Below are 17,708 nucleotides of genomic sequence, written 5' to 3' on the forward strand. Positions count from 1 at the left end.
TTGCAACTAACTATGCAATAATTTGTTCCGCCGCAGGCTTGCCTGACCAGATGAAGGAGAATCCGATGTCCGCAAACGTAGTTGAACCAACCCCGGCTGGTGTACAGCGCATGAGCGCGGTGATCTGCACGGTCGACGTCGTGCTGCTCACCCTGCTGGGCGAGGAGCTGGCGGCGGTTTTGCTGCGGCGCGAACATGCGCCCTTCGCGGGCGAGCTGGCGATTCCGGGTGGCTATGTGCACCCGGAAGACGACCTCAGCGCATACGACGCGGCCATGCGCGTCATCAAGGACAAGACCGGCATCGTCGCGCCCTACCTGGAGCAACTGGCCACGTTCTCGGGGGCCGGACGCGATCCGCGCGGCTGGTCGGTGTCGGTCGCGCATTACGCGCTGGTGCCGCACGACCTGCTGGCCTCCCGTAAAGACGAGGCCGTCCATATCGTGCCGCTATCGCAACTGGGCCCGCTGCCGTTCGACCATCAGGCGATCATCGCCACCGCACTCGAACGCCTGCGCAACAAGAGCCAGTATTCCTCCCTGCCCTGCTTCCTGGCCGGCGACACCTTTACCCTGCCGCAACTGCAGCGCATGTATGAACTGCTGCTGGGCGAGCCCCTGAACAAGGTGAGTTTTCGCCGTAAGATGAGCGAGATGGCGATGCTCGACCCGGTCGACGGCCAGTTCGAGGCGGGCGGCGCCCATCGCCCGGCCCAGCTGTACCGCCTGAAGGCCGCCGTCAAAAAAACGCTCACCGTGCTGGAACGTGGCCTGTGAACCGTTTCCACCCGCCCTGTTTGCGTTTTATGCAACAGGCATTGCCAACTTATCTTGCCATCCTTGCATTGCGCTCACGTATAATAACGCCGCTTAAACAACCATAAAAATAGAAAAGACCATCGATAAATTGATGAAAGACTCCAAACACATCGTCACCGTCAGTAAATTCCTGTCCCTGATCCTCCGCCACAGCCCCGCCACCATCAAGCTCAAGCTCGACGACAACGGCTGGGCCGACATCGACGAACTGCTCGCCGGCGCAGCCAGCCATGGCAAGCCATTCAACCGCAAACTGCTGGAACAAGTGGTTGCCGACAACGATAAAAAACGCTTCACCATCAGCGACGACGGCAAGCGCATCCGCGCCAACCAGGGCCATTCGGTCAAAGGCGTCGATCTCGAACTGCCCCCGGTAACGCCGCCCGAGGTGCTGTACCACGGCACCGCCTCGCGCTTTGCCGCCTCGATCCGCGACAAGGGCCTGATTCCGGGCAGCCGCCACCATGTCCACCTGTCGGCCGATAGCGCCACCGCCGTCAACGTCGGCCAGCGCCACGGCGTGCCGGTGGTGCTGGCCGTCCAGGCGCGCGCCCTGCATGAGCAAGGCCAGCCGTTTTATCTTTCCGCCAACGGTGTGTGGCTGACCGGGCCGGTCGACAAGCGGTTTATCGCCTTCCCTTGATTTTTCTCTGCGGCAACTGATCGCCCGCATCCGAGAATGGGCAGGGCGTGCTTGAATGTGCTGTGTGAAACAACAGACAAGCATTCTTTGGATAAATATTTGATTCCAGTTCGCATGGGCTAAGGTAGAATGGCCGCTCTATTATTGAATGACCGCGCGCATCCAGCCAGCCCTGGCCACGTCGCCTTGCGCAGCCGCGACGAGGTGAATGCAGGCGCCAGAGTGCGATTCAATCCACCCGTCATGCCGACGTGCGGACCCCTGCATTGCCCCGGGCCCGCGCGCCCCAGGATTCTTTTCGAACGCGACCTCCTCCGCCATGAAAGCTGAAAAGCAGTTATCGCCAGTTACGGAACTCGACGGCAAAAAGCGCCCGCTGATCGCCATTGCCGCCTCGTTCCTGTTTGTCGTCTGCATTTCGCTGGTGGCGGTGCAGGGCTGGAGCATCTATAGCGCGCGCGAAACCCAGCTGGCGCAGAGCGCCGCCTCGACCGCCAACATGGCGCGTGCCCTGGCCGACCATGCGGACAGCACCATCGAACTGGTCGACACCATCCTGGCCGGCGTGGTCGAAAGCGTCGAGCATGACGGCATTACCCACTACGGCGAGCGCCTGCACCTGCACCTGATCGACCATGTCAGCCGCACGCCTTCGCTGCAGGGCATGTATATCTACGATGCCAAGGGTAACTGGGCGTTGCACTCCCTGCGCGACCCGGTGCCGGTGTTCAATAACGCCGACCGCGAATATTTTATTTATCACAAGACGCACAAGGACAAGCTGGCGCACGTCGGCGCGCCGGTGCGCAGCCGCTCCACCGATACCTGGGTGCTGCCGGTGTCGCGCCGCCTGGAAAACAAGGATGGCAGTTTTGCCGGCGTGGCGCTGGCCACGATACAACTGAGCTTTTTCCGCACCTTCTACGACAGTTTCGACATCGGTAATTACGGCACCATCACGCTTTCCACCGATACGGGCGCGCTGGTGATGCGCCGCCCTTTCCAGCAAGAGCAGATGGGCCGCTCGATCGCCACCGAACCGCTGTTCAAGCAATGGCGCGAGCGCGGCACGCTCGGCTCGGCCGCCGTCCCGGTCGACATGGACGCGGCCGAGCGCATGTACACCTACCGCAACTTGCGGCGCTATCCGCTGTTCGTGGCGGTGGGGCTGTCGACCGACGAGACGCTGGCCAACTGGTGGGCCAACGCCTACCTGTCGACGGCGTGGGTGGTGATCCTGCTGCTGATCCTGTGCTGGATGGGCTTGCGCCTGTTCCGCCAGGTGACCTTGCGCGACGAGCTCGAAGAGCAGTTGCGCAATGCGCAATTGGCGCTGGTGACCAAGAACCGCTCGCTCAAGCTGCTGGCGCGTAACGACGGCTTGACCGGGATCGCCAACCGGCGCCTGTTCGACGCCCGCCTCGACGCCGAATTCAACCGCGCCACGCGCGACGGCACCTCGCTGGCGCTGGTGCTGCTCGACGTCGACTTCTTCAAGAAGTACAACGATCACTACGGCCACCCGGCCGGCGACGCCTGCCTGCAATTCATCGGCCAGTGCATCCGCACCGGACGGCGCCGCGCCGGCAACCTGGCGGCGCGCGTGGGCGGCGAAGAATTCGCGATCCTGCTGCCGAATACCGACCTGTACGGCGCGATCGTGGTGGCCGAGGCGGTGCGCCGTTCGATCGTCACGGCCGGGCGCGAGCATGCGGCCAATCCGGCCGGCATCGTCACCATCAGCTGCGGCGTGCACGCGCTGGTGCCGTCCAGGGACATGGACAGCAAGCAGCTGGTCGAAGCGGCCGACAAGGCCCTGTACCTGGCCAAGTCGACCGGGCGCAACCGGGTCTGTCCGGATGCGCCGGCGGCATCGTCGCGGCGCGAACGGGCCTCGGTGCTGGGCGACTGAGCACCGGCCGCATGCAGGCAGCAATTGTCGATGCGATCGCTGTCTTGACGCGCACCTTCCCGGCCACTGCTGCAAGCGGCCGGCGTGGATAACATGGCGACGCTCCCACTCCCCACCGTACTGCCGACCCTTCACGGCCGACGCGTGCTCCTGAGGGCGATGGCCGATGACGATGCCGCAGGCCTGCATGCCATCTACAGCGATCCGCGCGTGATGCAATTTACGGACGAACTACCGTTTCCGGACCGCCAGAGCGTCGATATCATGCTCGCCAGCGTGCGGCGACTTCTTGCCGAAGGCACATCCCTGGAGTGGGCGATTGCGTTGGCCGATACCGACGCGATCATCGGCACCTGCGGCCTCCATCACTTCGATGCGCGTCAGGCGGAAGCGGGTGGCCTGTTACGGCATTCGGCCTGGGGCCAGGGCTACATGAGGGACGCCATGGCGCTGTTGATGAAGTATGCTGGCGACGTGCTGTGCCTGGACCGTTTGATCGCAGACGTGGCTCTGGAGAATGAACGGGCGCAACGGATGTTCAAGAAGCTCGGGTACCGCAAAGATTCGTCCGGAATGCTGGCAATCGCCCTGCGCCCGCGCGTCACTTGACGCGGGCGGGCATACATTCCAACATGGAATAGCGGTCCGCAGCGCAGGCGAACGCGCATCCGACAGTGAGGCGGCGCATATCGCATTCCGCAGGGTGCCGTTGCTTCCAAATGTCGACCCCAACGCCCGGTAAACGGCGGCTAAAGAAGTCGCCGTTGTTTGTTACATGTGCTGCCGACCAGGCGAGAGTCGACAATGATCGAATGCCGACGATGCCCCAAAACGGTACATCGAACTGAACGCGGATACCCACCTGGCTGAAGGCGCAATTTGTTCGGAGCATGAAATGAACAGCCAAAATATCTTAATTAAAATTATTCAAAATTCTCAGCGCCGACACTTCTCCAGCTTTCTTGCTCATGAACGCAATGAACCTTTGCGCAAATTAGTTCTCCAACCGATCTTCTTTCCAGCGTCAGGTGACATTCTTCAGAGAACGATTTCGATAATGAAAGACGCGAGACTAAAAAAAGAAACGTTTTTCGCGGCAGACTATCCTTCAGTCGATGCGAGCGCCTTGTCAGCGATCAGGCGCCTGCCTGACCTGCCTTCCCTCCTGTGCTTCTTCCCCACTTATCACGCAAATGGCGAGTATATTAGTTCAGACTTACCTGTCATGGAAATACAACGAGCAGGCGCCGAACAGTGGTATCGGTCGAATCCACTCGCAATGGATGCGCTATCGCTTTTTTTCTGCATCTCACCGAATTTTTCGTGTGGCATGATCATGGACGTCTGTGCGGGTGATCCCCTGACCTCCGGCTCAGACGATCCCATTTATGACATTTACAGTTGGAATTTTGAGTAAGGTCGACGCTCCGCACTCGTCTCTGAATACGTCACTCGACCGGCGCTTGGGAACGGTCGAGAGACAGCTTTCTTGAAGTGGAGAATAGCAGGTGTCGGGCGTTGCTTGGCGGTGGCGATATACGAGCTCTTCCGTCACGACACTGTGAGCGTGTACGAACTTACCTCAACCGCAACGGCCCGATTCACTCCAGCCCGTTACGCCATTCCACAATATCCGCCACCGACAACACCGGCATCGCCCGGTCCGCCGCAAAGCGTTCGATCTGCGCCCCGCGCATCATGGTCCCATCGGCATTCATCAATTCGCACAGCACCGCGGCCGGACGCAGGCCCGCCAGCAGCGCCAGGTCGACCGAGCCCTCGGTATGGCCGCGCCGTGCCAGCACCCCGCCCGCGCGGGCCGCCAGCGGGAACACATGGCCCGGACTGACGATATCGCCCGCCCGCGCACCCGGCGCCGTCGCCGCGCGGATGGTCGCCACCCGGTCGGCTGCCGAGACCCCGGTCGTGACGCCCTCCTTCGCTTCGATCGACACGGTAAACGCGGTCCCGTGGCGGCTGCCGTTACGCTCGCTCATGGGCGCCAGCGCCAGCGCGCCCACCGTCTCCGGCGGCAGGCACAGGCAGACGATGCCGCTGCACTCGCGGATCATCAGCGCCATGGTCGCAACCGTCAGGCGCTCGGCCGCCACGATCAGGTCGGCCTCGTTTTCGCGGTCGTGATCATCCATCAGGATCACGGGCACGCCGGCGCGCATGGCGTCCAGGGCGGCATGGATGCGGTTGGCCAGTGCGCTGGCGGGCTGCTTATCGATATGGTCCAACATAAGTCACGACTCCGTTACAGTAAAAAAGACAAAAAATCAGGCAGGCCGCGTCGTCAGCAGGCGCAGCGCCACCAGGGCCGACGACGCCACCAGCAGCGCGCCGGCCAGGTACACGCTGCCGACATCCCAGCGCATGGCGAGCAGGCCGGCCAGCGGGCCGCACACGGCCAGCGCGATATCGAGAAAGGCGACGTACGCGCCCATGGCGGCCGCGCGGCTTTGCGGCGGCGCGCGCCGCACCGCTTCCACGCCAAAGCCGGGAAACGCCAGCGAATAGCCGAAACCGGTAATGGCCGCCCCCACGCAGGCCAGCAAGGCCGTCGGCGCGCTCCACATCAGCAGTTGGCCGCCCGCTTCGATCAGCACGCACACCAGCGCCACCCTGGCGCCGTCCAGCCTATCGGGAAGATGGCCGAACAGCAGCCGCGCGCCGATAAAGGCGACGCCAAACGAGGTGAACGCCAGCGCCGCATCGCCCCATCCCCTGCCTGCGAACAGCAGCGCCACGAAGGCGGTGAGCGCGCAAAAGCCCATGCTCGACAGCGCCAGTCCCAGGCCCGGCAGCCACACCGCGCGCAGCACTTTGTAGAACGGCACCCGCACCTTGTGCGACGGCGCCAGCGCCGGCACGCGTGCCACGATGGCCAGCGCCAGCAGGGGAATCAGGACGGCGGCCAGCGCAATCCCGCCAAAACCGGCACGCCCGTACACCAACACGCCCAGCGGCGCCCCGGCGGCGTAGGCGCCGTAGATGGCGATGCCGACCCAGGCCATGACCTTGCCCGCATTCTGCGGCCCGGCCAGGCCCACGCCCCAGCCCAGCGCCCCGGTGACCACCAGGCTTTCGGCGCAGCCGAGCAGCAGGCGCGCACCGACCAGCACCCCGACAGCGCCGTATCCGCCCGGCGCGCCCAGCGATGCCAGATAGGCCAGGCCCGAGCAGGCGCCCAGGCCGAGGCCGATGACCACGGCGCGTTTGGCGCCGCGCAGGTCGACCATGCTGCCGGCCCAGGCGCGTGTGGCGAGCGCGGCGGCGAACTGGCTGGCGATGACGCTCCCGATCACCAGCGGACTCATCGACAAAGCCGACTGCAGATGCAGCGGCAATACCGGCAGCGCCAGCCCCAGCGTCAGGAAGCCGACGAACACGCTCAGGGTAATCGGAAGTAATTCAAGAAACAGGCTGCGCGGCGCGCCGGCAGCGGAGGTCGAAGGTGACTGCATCGGGGTCTCTCGCATAAAGACGAGCAAATGCTCGCGATATGAGAGAATACGAGCAATCACTCATGTTGAAAACTCGCATTCCAAGGACCCGCATGCGCCCCGTTCCCACGCCCCGCAAGGCGCCGCGCCAGGCGCGTTCCCAGCACATGGTCGAGCAGATTCTGCAGGCCACGGCTCGCATTCTGGAAGAACGCGGCTACGCCGGCATGAATACCAATGCCGTGGCCGCGCGCGCCGGCGTGAGCGTGGGCTCGGTCTACCAGTATTTTCCGAACAAGGATTCGCTGATCGCGGCGCTGCACGAGCGCCACGGCGCCCAGATGTACGCCGCCGTCGACGCCGTGCTGGCCGACCCCCGCCCGCGCAGCCTGCGCGAGCAGCTGGCGGCCATGGTGCATGCCTGGCTGGTGGCGCACCAGGTCGAGCCGGAACTGCACAAGGTGCTGGAAAAGGAATTTCCGTTTTTCGACGCGCCGTCCCAGGACAGCCCGGCCGGCGACAATTCCTTCCGGCGCATCCTGAGCATGCTGGAAGCGCACCGCGACGAGATCGGCCAGAGCGACCTCGACCTGGCCACCTGGGTCTTGCTGCGCATGATGGAGTCGCTGGTGCACGCCGCCGTGATGGACGCGCCGGCGCGCTTTGCGGCGGCCGACATCGAACGCTGCATCGTCGATGCGCTCGACGGCTATCTGCGCGCCGGCGCCGCGTAGCCGCTCTCGGCCAGGAAGCGCTTGAAATCGCTGATGTGCAGGATCTCGGCGATGGCCTGGCGCTTGTCCCTGGCCTGCTTGTAATAGGCCTCGGTAATCCGGAAGCCCATGAAGTAGCCGAGGTCGGCCGGCCGATCGCCTTCCGGCGCGCCGCTGTAGAGCCAGCGCTTGAAATCGGTCCCATCCATCGCCGCCAGGAATTCCGTTTTCAGCTGCGCCTCGTTGGCATAGCCGTAGCGGTAGACCGGCTCGTTGAACTGGCCCGTGCTCACCAGCGAAGCGAGGAAGTCGCACGATCCTTCCTTGATCGCATGCTCGAGCAGGGTCTGCGGATCGAGCCGCTGCTGGAAATGCATCAGCTCGTGCGCGACGATGGCCGGGAGCTTGTCGACATCGGCCGTGCCCGCCTGCAGCCAGGCGCTGAGTTCTTCCGTCGGCACGCCCGGGCCGCGTCCGAACATCTCCGCGCCGATCAACAGCCCCTCGGGCGACGCGGTACCGCCGGCACTGAGGCGTCCGATCACGAAATAAATGTCCGGGAACATCGCCGCCGGGTACAGCGCCTTGAAGCGCCGCATGTCGGCGCGGATGGCCGGCTCGAGCGCGGCCACGCGCAGGGTGTGGGGACGGATCGCCCGGTAATAGGCCGGGTGCTTGCCGATGCGGCGGGCCAGGCTGTCGCCGCTCACGATGCGCATGTGCACGAAGCCATGCAGGCCGGCGCTGCCGGCGTCCAGGTAGTCGCGTTCGAGCAGGGCGCCCGGCTCGGCTGCGCTGTCGAGCTTGTCGTACACGGTCCAGAAGCGCGCGATGTCGCTGGTGATGAAGCGGAAGTCTTCCGGACTGGCATGGGCAGCGCGGTAGGCGCGCTCGTTCGCCCCGGCCGCCGCGACAATGCCGGCCCAGCGCGCATCGCCGCGCAGCGGGGCAAAATCGTCCTCTTGCGCCAGGTCGTCGAGCAGGCGGAACGCCCGTTTGGCGCCCGCCTGTTCCAGGATCCCGAGCGCCTCGTCCCTGTGCCCCAGCTTCGCTGCCGTGGCCGCGTATTTCAGGTCCATCAGCATGCTGGCGTAACCGCTCGCGGCCGCCTTGCGGTAGGCCTCGAGCGCGGCCTGCGGCTTGTGCCCGTCGCGCGCCACATCGGCCGCACTGGCCCAGGCGCGTCCGGACGTCTGGGCCAGGGCCGGCCCGCACAGCGCCGCCGCCAGCGCGATGGCATGGAAAAACACGATTTGTTTCATGAAGTTGGCCTTGATGGAGAAAAGCACGCATTGTCGCGGCAAGCGCCGCGCGCGTGAGCCGCCATGCGACAGCTTGCCGGATCGCGGGTGCAGGATGCCTATCTGACGCGCTTGTCCTGGTCCGGGGCGTTATTGTTGAGGCGGATGATGCTCGCCAGCCCCCGGCTCAGGTCGGCCAGGGTATCGGCGTCGTCGAGGTCGAAATGGATGCCGGGATCGTCGTGGCTCATCACCCAGATAGTGCCGTAGAAAGCCCCGAACTGGCCGATCAGGGGCGCCACCAGGGCTTCCTCGATGACCACCCGGTTTTCCGCCATCCAGCGAAAATACTGGTGCGGCCGCTGGAACAGCTGGGTGCTGCGGTAGGAAAAGCACAGGCCGCACGGGCTGTCGGAACGCGGAAAGCGGCGCCCCTCGTACGGCGCCAGCACGCCGGCGGTGGCGACCCAGGTCAGCTGGTCGAGGTCGTCCGTATCGAAAATGCTGATCCCGGCCGACTGGGCCGAGCTGCGCAACAGGGCTTCCTCGCAGCGTGCGCGCAAGGCTTCGCGCAGGGTCACGCCCTCCTGCGGCACCGGACGCGGCATGGCGCCGATGTCCGGATTGCCGGTGCGCGTGCGCGGACGCGACTGAAGTTGATCTGTTGCAATGATTTCGGACAGTGACATCGACCGCTCCGGTGGGAGGCCGCAAAGCGGCCATGCGACAGAGTCTACGCCGAGTCGGTGACATTGTCAGTTGGCAAAACGGTACCAGTCGCCGCTTTTTCGATAAACTAGCAGTTCACGCGCGTACGGTTAGGCAACTCACAGAGGCCGCACGCCCCGCGTCCGATCATGTCGGCCCTGCCACCACCTTTGCGGAGAAACCATGCCTGCACCCACGGCCATCGTCGTCCACGGCGGCGCCGGCAACACGCGCGACAATGAAGATGGCTGCGTCCTGGCCGCCGGCCTCGCCCTGGCCGCCCTGCAGCGCGGCGGCGACGCGCTCGACGCCGCCATTGCGGCGGTGGTCTCGATGGAAGACGACGGCCGCTTCAACGCCGGCACCGGTTCGGTGCTGTGCCTGGACGGCCAGACCATCGAAATGGACGCCTCCGTGATGGATACGCACGGACGCCTGGGCTGCGTGGCCTGCATCACGCAGGTCAGGAACCCGGTGCTGGTGGCGCGCGCGGTGGCCGACGGCCCGCACTGGCTGCTGGCAGGCGACGGCGCGACCCGCTTTGCGCACAACAGCGGCCACGCGCCGTTTTGCCAGCCGACCGGGCAAGCGCGCCAGGCCCATGCCCGGCTGGTCGCGCAACTCGGCGACAAGCCCCAGTTCGCGCGCCTGTGGAACTACGAACGCGCGCTCGAAGACAGCGGCGCGCGCGCCTGCGACACCGTCGGCGCGGTGGTGCGCGGGGCCGACGGCCACTTTGCCGTGGCCAGTTCGACCGGTGGCTCCGCCCCTTCGCTGCTGGGACGTGTGGGCGACACGCCCATCATCGGCAGCGGCTTTTACGCCGGCACCGGCGGCGCGGTGGCCGCCACCGGCATCGGCGAGCAGATCGTGCGCCACCTGCTGGCCTACACGGTCTACCAGTGGATCGCCGCCGGCACGCCGCTGGAACTGGCGCTGCAGCGCGGCGTCGACCTGTTCGACCCGGCGGTGGCGGTCGGCCTGATCGCGGTCGGCAAAACCGGCCACGCGGCGGTCAGCAACCGCCCCATGCCGCGCGCCGTCGTCTGCCAGGCGGCGTAATCGTTGTCTTACACAAGCACAGCTTGGTCACCGATACGAGGCGCGCGGGCCGGCCGCCATAATGAGGCCTCTTTCGAACCCTGATCGCCCGTACCCATGACTACCCTGCAAAGCACCGCGTTCGCCGCGCCGCTCCTCACCGCCCCGCGCCACAGCGCGCCCGAGACGGGCAGCTGCCGCGCGCTGTACGACACCCTGTCGCAAGCCGACCTGGCCGACGGCGCCGAAGCCGACGCCCAGGCTTACCTGGTGGGCCAGCTGGCGCGCGCCGCGTCCCATCCGTGCGACCTGCCCGACAACCCGGCCGGCCTGGATGGCTGGATCGCGCCGCGCGGCGCCGCCATCGGCGCCGCGTATCAGCAGTACCTGGCCGCGCGACGCGACGGCGCCGCGCGACGCTATTTCACAAGCAAGGCGCATGCGCTGTACTTCCTGCGCTGCGTGGCCCCGACCAAGCTGGTGGACGGCGCCTGGCTGTACAGCACCCTGCGGCGCTGGCAGGAAAACGACTTCCGTCCGCTGCTCAAGACCTATGTCGAAGAACTGGGCGACGGCCTGCCCGACAAGAACCACGTCACGCTGTACCAGCGCCTGCTCGACAACCATGGCTGCGCCGACTGGGACGAGCTCGGTGGCGCGCACTTTACCCAGGGCGCGCTGCAACTGGCGCTGGCCTACGCGGGCGAGCGCTTCCTGCCCGAGATGATCGGCTATAACCTGGGCTACGAACAGCTGCCGCTGCACCTGCTCATCACCGCCTACGAATTGAACGAACTGGGCATCGACCCCTATTACTTCACCCTGCACATCACGGTCGACAACGGCTCGACCGGGCATGCGCGAGATGCCGTCGATGCGCTGCAACGGGTGATGGCGCGCGCCGCCGACCCGGCCGAATTCTACCGGCGCGTGCGCGAAGGCTACAAGCTCAACGAACTGGGCGAAAACACCGCCTCCGTGATCGCCTCCTTCGACCTGGAACAGGAACTGGTGCGCATCCTCGCCGCCAAGGCCGTGGTCGGACAGAACATGCACAGCGATTACTGCCGCGTGGCCGGCAAGACCATCAACGCCTGGCTGGCCGACCCGGAGCAGATTCCGACCCTGCTGCGCGCCTTTGAAACCACCGGCTGGATCAAGCGCGGCGCCGCCCCGCACGAAAGCCGCTTCTGGGGCCTGCTGCAAGGCGACCACGCCGAGATGTTCGGCGTCTTCTCCAGCTACGAACAGCAGGTGCTGGCCGACTGGATCGCGTCCCCCGCGCAGGATGGCGAGGCCGCAAGCGCGAGCCCGCGCGTGGCGTCGTTCCGCGCGCGCCAGCGCGCGCTGGCCCCGGCCCGCAACGCCGCGCCTGCCGAGCACCGCGCGCGCGCCCTGATCCGCTACCCTTACGCCGGCCGGGCCGGCGAGCACGAAGCCGAAAACGACCAGCTGCGCCGCCTCGAACAGGCGGTGGCGCTGGCGCCGTCGACCAGCGCCGCCATGGAGCTGCTGATCGCGCACATGTCGCCGGCGCGCCACCACACGCCCGCCGGCCTGATGGCCACGCGCATGTTCGTGCGCCTGCTCGGCTGACCCGCATGAGCGCCTCCATCATCTCCATCGACGGCCACCGGCTCGACCAGGCGCCGCCGCTGGGCCAGGCCAGCGACCAGCGGCGCGCCGCGCTGTACGCGCTCGGCTGCGGCCTGAAGCAGCACGGCTACGCCTTCACCACCGTCACCCCGCTCACCCACAGCCGCGTCAACGCGCGCCTGGCGAGCGGCTGGGCGCACGACCTGGCCGGCATCTTCGGCTGGAGCCGCGCCTTCAAGCCGGCGGTGATCAACGCCACCCTGCTCGACCTGCTGCACCAGGCCGACATCGTCAACCACGACAACGGCATGCTGCGCAGCGTGCTGCGCGCCTCGACCCTCGACGGCCAGCTGTACCTGCATTCGGCCTACCCGACCAACGCGGCCGATGCCGTGTTCTTCGGGCCGGACACCTACCGCTTCGTGCGCGCCCTGCGCGCGTCTCTCGCCGCGCGCACCCTGCCCGTGCGGCGCGCGGCCGACATCGGCTGCGGCGCCGGTCCCGGCGCGATCACCATCGCCCTGGCCCATCCCGACGCCAGCGTCGTCGCGGTCGACATCAACCCGGCCGCGCTGGTGCTCACCGAGGTCAATGCGCGCATCGCCGGCGTGGGCAATCTCGCCACCGCCGACAGCAACCTGCTGGCCGCGGTCGACGGCCAGTTCGACCTGATCGTCGCCAATCCGCCCTACCTGATCGACCGCGAGCAGCGCGCCTACCGCCACGGCGGCGGCGACCTGGGCGCCGGGCTGTCGGTGGCCATCGTGGACGAGGCCATCAAGCGCCTCGCCCCCGGCGGCACGCTGATGCTGTACACCGGCGCAGCCATCGTCGCCAGCGCCGATCCGTTCCGCCAGGCGGTCGAACCGCGCCTGCGCGCGGCCGGCTTTCACTGGACCTACGACGAAATCGACCCCGACGTCTTCGGCGAAGAACTCGACGAAGCCCCGTATGCGCACGCGGACCGGATCGCGGCGGTGTGGCTGTGCGCCACCCGCCCGGACGGCGCCGCATGAGCGCGCCGGCGCGCGGCAGCCTGCTGGTCATCGGCGGCAGCGAGGACCGCGAGGACGACATGCAGATCCTGGAGCGCTTCGTCCAACTGTGCGGCGGCGCGGACAGGCGCATCGTGGTGCTGACCACCGCCAGCCGCGTGCCGGAAAAAATGTGGGCCATCTACGACGCCGCGTTCGGCGGCATGGGCGTGGCGCGGCGCAGCGAAGTCCGGGTTACCAGCCGCCTCGAAGCGAACGACGCCTCGCTGGCGGACGACGTGGCGCAGGCGGACGGCATCTTCATCACCGGCGGCGACCAGAAACGCCTGCTGGCGCTGATCGGCGGCACGCTGCTGGACCAGGCCCTGCACGCGGCGCTGGCGCGCGGCGCCTGCATCGCCGGCACCAGCGCGGGCGCGTCGGCCATGTCGGCCCACATGCTGGCCGACGGCAAAGCCGAACTGCATCCCGAAAAAGGCGCGGTCAGCCTGGGCGCCGGCCTCGGTTTCATGCAGCGGGTGGCGATCGACCAGCACTTCTCGCAGCGCCAGCGCCTCGCGCGCCTGCTGACGGTCGTCGCGCAGAACCCCTACCTGCTGGGCGTGGGCATCGACGAGGATACGGCGCTGCTGATCGAAGCCGGCGGCGGCATCGAAATCCTCGGCGCGGGCGCCGTGACAATGATCGACGGCCGCCACATGGTCTCGAACGTGGCCGACATCCGCCAGCGCGCCGTGCCCGAGATGGTGGACGTGCGATTGCACCTGCTGCCGGCCGGGTCGCGCTACGGCGCGCAAGGCGACCCCGCCACGCCGGCCGCCCTGGCCGATTTTTTGAACATCGTTACCGACATCGCCTAGAGACTATGCATATCATCGAACAGCGGGTCCTGCGCGGCCCCAATCGCTGGTCGCGCCTGACCTGCCTGCAAACCGTCATCGACATTGGCGACATGCCGGCCATCGGCCCCGCCTTCGCCAGCGCGCTGCTGGCGCAATTGCCCGGCATGGCCCAACGGCGCAGCTACACGACCATCGCCCACGCCGTGGAGCTGGCGGCGCTGGAGCTGCAGGCCGTGGCGGGCACGCCGGTCAGCTTCGCCGCCACCGCCAGCATCGGCAACGTCGGCAATGTCGGGAACGTCGGCAACATGCGCTGGCGCATCGTCGTCGCCTACCAGCGCGAAGCCGTCGCCATCGAGGCCATGGCGCTGGCGCTGGACATGGTGCGGGCAGCGGCGCGCGCCGACACGCCCGATTGGAGCGAGCGCGTCGATGCGCTGCGCGAGGTGGCAGAGCGCGGCGCCGTCGGCACCAGCACGGCGGCCGTGCTCGATGCGGCCCGGGCGCGCGGGATTCCCGTGCTGCGCCTGACCGATGAAGCCAATCTGTTCCAGCTGGGCTGGGGCAGCCGCCAGAAACGCCTGCAGGCGACCGTGACCGGCGCCACCTCCACCATCGCGGTCGGCATCGCCAGCAACAAGCAATTGACCAAGACCCTGCTGGAACAAGGCGGCATCCCGGTGCCCAAGGGCGACGTGGCGACGACGGCCGACGAGGCGGTGGCGCTGGCGGCGCGCCTGCGCTACCCGGTCACCGTCAAGCCGCTCGACGCCAACCAGGGCAAGGGCGTCACCACCGAGTGCCACGACCAGGAAGCCGTGCGCAGCGCCTTCGACTTCGCGCGCCAGTTCGGGCGGCGCGTCATCGTCGAACGCTTCATCGCCGGGCGCGACTACCGGCTGCTGGTCACCGGCGGCAGGCTGGCCGCCGCCTCGCTGCGCCGCCCGCCCGCCATTACCGGCGACGGCGCATCCACCGTGCGGGCGCTGGTCGAACTGGAAAACCGCAACCCGGCGCGCGGCGACGGCCATGCCAACATCCTCACGCGCCTGCGCCTGGACGAGCTGGCCCTGGCGCTGCTGGCGGAACAGGGCTACACGCCCGATTCGGTGCTCCCTGCCGGGTTGGAAGTGCGGCTGCGCGGGAACGCCAACCTGTCCACCGGCGGCACCGCCGAAGACGTGACCGACCTGGTCCACCCGTCCACGCGCGAGATGTGCATCCGCGCCGCGCGCATCATCGGCCTGGACGTGGCCGGGATCGACGTCATCTGCGGCGACATCGGGCTGTGCCTGCGCGCCCAGCGCGGCGCCGTGATCGAAGTCAATGCCGCACCGGGCATCCGCATGCACGAATACCCGAGCCAGGGCCAGGCCCGCCAAGCCGGCGACGCCATCGCCCTGGCCATGTTCGGCCAGGGCGACGGCCGCATTCCGGTCATCGCAGTGACCGGCACCAACGGCAAGACCACCACCTCGCTGATGATCGCCCACGCCGCGCGCCTGGCCGGCCTGTGCACGGGAGTGACCACCACCGAAGGCGTGTTCATCGACGGCCACCGCATCATCGAGGGCGACTGCGCCGGCTACCATTCGGCGCGCACCGTGCTCGCCACGCCGACGGTCGATATCGCGGTGCTGGAAACGGCGCGCGGCGGTATCCTCAAACGCGGCCTGGCCTTCGACCGCTGCGCGGTGGCGGTGGTGCTGAACGTCTCGGCCGACCATCTGGGCCTGGACGGCGTGGAAACCGTGGCCGAACTGGCGGGCGTGAAAGCGGTGGTGGCCAGCGCCGCCTCGCGCGCGGTGGTGCTCAACGCCGACGACCGCCTGTGCGTGGCGATGAGCGCCCAGGTCTCGGCCGAGGTGGAGCGGATCTTCTTTTCGATGGAGCCGGACAACCCGGTGCTGCTGCGCCACCTGGATAACGGCGGTCGCGCCGCCTACTACCAGGACGATGCGCTGATCCTGGCCGACGGCTCGCGCAGGCTGGAACTGCTGCGCGCCGGACGCATGCCGTCCAGCCTGGACGGCCACGCGCGCTATAACATCGCCAACGCGCTGGCGGCATCGGCCGCGCTGATGGGGGCCGATTTTACCCATGCGCAGATCGCCACGGCGCTGTCGACCTTCGTCTCGGACGCCGGCAACAATCCGCTGCGCTCGAACATCTACAGCGCGCAGGGCGTGACCATCGTGGTCGACTACGCGCACAATCCGGCGGCCTACGCGGCCATGGCATCGATGGCCCAGTCCTTGTCGGGCGCACGGCGCATCGCGGTGCTCACCTGCCCGGGCGACCGGCGCGAAGCCGACCTGCTCGACATCGGCCACACCTGCGCCGACGGTTTCGACGAACTGTTCGTGTACGAAGCCGACCCGCGCGGGCGCGCCAGCGGCGAGACAGCCGAAAAAATCCTCGATGGCGCGCGCCGCGCCGGCAAAGAAGAGCGCCTGCTGCACGCCATCGTGCCGGTCAGCGAGGCCTTCGCGGCGGCGATGGCATGCTGCAGGCCGGGCGACGTGCTGGTATTTGCCTGCGGGTCGGCCGCCACCGCCCTGCGCGAAACGGCGCGCTACGTGGATCAGCGGGTTGGCGCGCCGGCCGCCGCGCCGTCAGTACATCAGGCTACCATCGCGCTTGAATAAGGCGATGTCCACGAACTCGGACATGGTGCTCTTGCGGTCGGACGGCTGGATCGTCATGCCGCCGATATCGATCGGCGTGCGACTGGCGGCGATGGTCTGCAAGCCGCCCTTGCCGGCCGCTTCCATCTGAATCACCTTCACCAGCGTCTTGGCGACCGCAAAGCCTTCGAGCGTGATGGCCGATACCGGCTCGTCGCGGAACTTCTTCATCATGTCGATGTGCTCGGACTGCAGCACCGATGCGGTGCTGCCCGGGTTCGGCACCACCTGCGAGAACACGGTCCACTCGGTGGCGCGCGCGCCGGCGATTTCGCTCAGGGTGGCCAGGTTGATCAGCGAGGTCCCGGCCACGAAGGTGCTGGCGTCATGCTTGCGGAAGGCCTTGAGGAACTGCGAAGCGCCGATGGTATCGGCAATCATCAGCACCACCTTGGCGCCGGACCCGCTTAACTGCCTGGCGTCGGCATCGATATTGGCCGACACCCGCACCGTGCCGGCCAGGGTCATGCCGCGCTTGCGCAGTTCTTCGGACACCATCTCGTAGGTTTTCCGGTTCTGCGGGGTGTCCTGCAGGACGATCCCGACTTTTTTCAGTCCCAGCTTGTCGAAGTAAGCCAGGATGAACTGGCACTCGCGCTCCATGCTCGGGCGCCAGAAAATCACGCGTCCGCGCGGTGCGGCGAACGAATCGGTCAGCGGCGCAAACAGCACATGGCGCGAGTCGGCAAAGGCCGGCGCGGCCAGGATGGCCTGGGTCGACTCGGGGCCGATGGCGCCGAGCAGGTAGCTGACCCGGTCGTGCTGGATCAGGCCGCTCGCCAGCCTGGCCGATTCGGCCGCCACGCCGCGGTCGTCGCGCACGGTATAGACGATCTTCTTGCCGTTGATGCCGCCCTTGACGTTAACGCTGTCGAAATAAGTGGTGATGCCGGCCACGTAATCGCGGCCGATGGCGCCGTTGGGGCCGGACAGGTCGATGGCGTGGCCGACCACGATTTGCGCGCTGGCGCCGGCGGCCAGAGCCAGCAGGGTTACACAAACGCTCATGGCCAGCCACAGGGCACGGATACAGGACTTCACGGTTGACTCTCGGGGATGAAAA

The 17,708-nt window shown here is 67.0% G+C and carries 16 protein-coding genes; 11 read left to right on the forward strand and 5 right to left on the reverse strand.

Annotated elements, in window-relative coordinates:
• The first annotated feature begins 110 nt into the window (after window positions 1-110).
• The 5 genes from EJB06_RS25450 (at window position 111) to EJB06_RS25470 (ending at window position 4,790) form a co-directional block, all read left to right on the forward strand.
• Window positions 111-776 carry an NUDIX hydrolase gene (locus tag EJB06_RS25450; protein WP_126076882.1) on the forward strand — a complete coding sequence of 222 codons (666 nt, stop codon included), beginning with the start codon at window positions 111-113 and terminating at the stop codon, window positions 774-776.
• A 133-nt stretch (window positions 777-909) separates the two neighbouring features.
• Complete coding sequence (locus tag EJB06_RS25455; RefSeq protein WP_126076827.1) at window positions 910-1,461, forward strand: RNA 2'-phosphotransferase; 552 nt, start codon at window positions 910-912, stop codon at window positions 1,459-1,461.
• Between the two features lie 319 nt (window positions 1,462-1,780).
• On the forward strand, window positions 1,781-3,373 hold the full coding sequence (locus tag EJB06_RS25460; protein ID WP_126076828.1) for a sensor domain-containing diguanylate cyclase: 1,593 nt from the start codon (window positions 1,781-1,783) through the stop codon (window positions 3,371-3,373).
• Between the two features lie 93 nt (window positions 3,374-3,466).
• On the forward strand, window positions 3,467-3,982 hold the full coding sequence (locus EJB06_RS25465; protein ID WP_126076829.1) for a GNAT family N-acetyltransferase: 516 nt from the start codon (window positions 3,467-3,469) through the stop codon (window positions 3,980-3,982).
• 286 nt (window positions 3,983-4,268) lie between these two features.
• A complete protein-coding gene (locus tag EJB06_RS25470) occupies window positions 4,269-4,790 on the forward strand; it encodes a hypothetical protein (RefSeq protein WP_126076830.1) in 522 nt (173 codons plus the stop codon).
• 184 nt (window positions 4,791-4,974) lie between these two features.
• On the opposite strand, the gene ribB is transcribed toward EJB06_RS25470, so the two are convergent.
• Together ribB and EJB06_RS25480 are read right to left on the reverse strand one after the other, a co-directional pair.
• Window positions 4,975-5,619 carry a 3,4-dihydroxy-2-butanone-4-phosphate synthase gene (gene ribB / locus EJB06_RS25475; RefSeq protein ID WP_126076831.1) on the reverse strand — a complete coding sequence of 215 codons (645 nt, stop codon included), beginning with the start codon at window positions 5,617-5,619 and terminating at the stop codon, window positions 4,975-4,977.
• A 36-nt stretch (window positions 5,620-5,655) separates the two neighbouring features.
• Window positions 5,656-6,843 (reverse strand): arabinose transporter, encoded by a 1,188-nt coding sequence (locus EJB06_RS25480; protein WP_126076832.1) that lies wholly within the window; start codon window positions 6,841-6,843, stop codon window positions 5,656-5,658.
• 92 nt (window positions 6,844-6,935) lie between these two features.
• On the opposite strand from EJB06_RS25480, the gene EJB06_RS25485 reads away from it, so the two are divergent.
• A complete protein-coding gene (locus EJB06_RS25485; RefSeq protein ID WP_126076833.1) occupies window positions 6,936-7,556 on the forward strand; it encodes a TetR/AcrR family transcriptional regulator in 621 nt (206 codons plus the stop codon).
• Here the strand turns inward: EJB06_RS25485 and EJB06_RS25490 are convergent.
• On the reverse strand, window positions 7,532-8,797 hold the full coding sequence (locus tag EJB06_RS25490; protein ID WP_126076834.1) for a DUF2268 domain-containing putative Zn-dependent protease: 1,266 nt from the start codon (window positions 8,795-8,797) through the stop codon (window positions 7,532-7,534). The two genes, EJB06_RS25485 and EJB06_RS25490, sit on opposite strands and share 25 nt — an antisense overlap.
• Before the next feature lie 98 nt (window positions 8,798-8,895).
• A complete protein-coding gene (locus tag EJB06_RS25495) occupies window positions 8,896-9,465 on the reverse strand; it encodes a hypothetical protein (protein WP_126076835.1) in 570 nt (189 codons plus the stop codon).
• 202 nt (window positions 9,466-9,667) lie between these two features.
• On the opposite strand from EJB06_RS25495, the gene EJB06_RS25500 reads away from it, so the two are divergent.
• The 5 genes from EJB06_RS25500 (at window position 9,668) to cphA (ending at window position 16,606) form a co-directional block, all read left to right on the forward strand.
• Window positions 9,668-10,546 carry an isoaspartyl peptidase/L-asparaginase gene (locus EJB06_RS25500; RefSeq protein ID WP_126076836.1) on the forward strand — a complete coding sequence of 293 codons (879 nt, stop codon included), beginning with the start codon at window positions 9,668-9,670 and terminating at the stop codon, window positions 10,544-10,546.
• A gap of 96 nt (window positions 10,547-10,642) precedes the next feature.
• Window positions 10,643-12,121 (forward strand): iron-containing redox enzyme family protein, encoded by a 1,479-nt coding sequence (locus EJB06_RS25505; protein ID WP_126076837.1) that lies wholly within the window; start codon window positions 10,643-10,645, stop codon window positions 12,119-12,121.
• Window positions 12,122-12,126: 5 nt separating this feature from the next.
• A complete protein-coding gene (locus EJB06_RS25510; protein WP_126076838.1) occupies window positions 12,127-13,137 on the forward strand; it encodes a methyltransferase in 1,011 nt (336 codons plus the stop codon).
• Window positions 13,134-13,976 carry a cyanophycinase gene (locus EJB06_RS25515; protein WP_126076839.1) on the forward strand — a complete coding sequence of 281 codons (843 nt, stop codon included), beginning with the start codon at window positions 13,134-13,136 and terminating at the stop codon, window positions 13,974-13,976. The genes EJB06_RS25510 and EJB06_RS25515 overlap by 4 nt, the downstream gene beginning before the upstream one ends.
• Before the next feature lie 5 nt (window positions 13,977-13,981).
• Window positions 13,982-16,606 (forward strand): cyanophycin synthetase, encoded by a 2,625-nt coding sequence (gene cphA / locus EJB06_RS25520; protein WP_126076840.1) that lies wholly within the window; start codon window positions 13,982-13,984, stop codon window positions 16,604-16,606.
• On the opposite strand, the gene EJB06_RS25525 is transcribed toward cphA, so the two are convergent.
• Entirely contained in the window at window positions 16,574-17,653 is a 1,080-nt protein-coding gene (locus EJB06_RS25525) for an ABC transporter substrate-binding protein (RefSeq protein WP_126076841.1), read from the reverse strand. The two genes, cphA and EJB06_RS25525, sit on opposite strands and share 33 nt — an antisense overlap.
• Window positions 17,654-17,708: the final 55 nt, after the last annotated feature.

The sequence above is a fragment of the Massilia atriviolacea genome (assembly GCF_003953935.1).
In the GTDB taxonomy this organism is placed as follows: domain Bacteria; phylum Pseudomonadota; class Gammaproteobacteria; order Burkholderiales; family Burkholderiaceae_D; genus Telluria_A; species Telluria_A atriviolacea.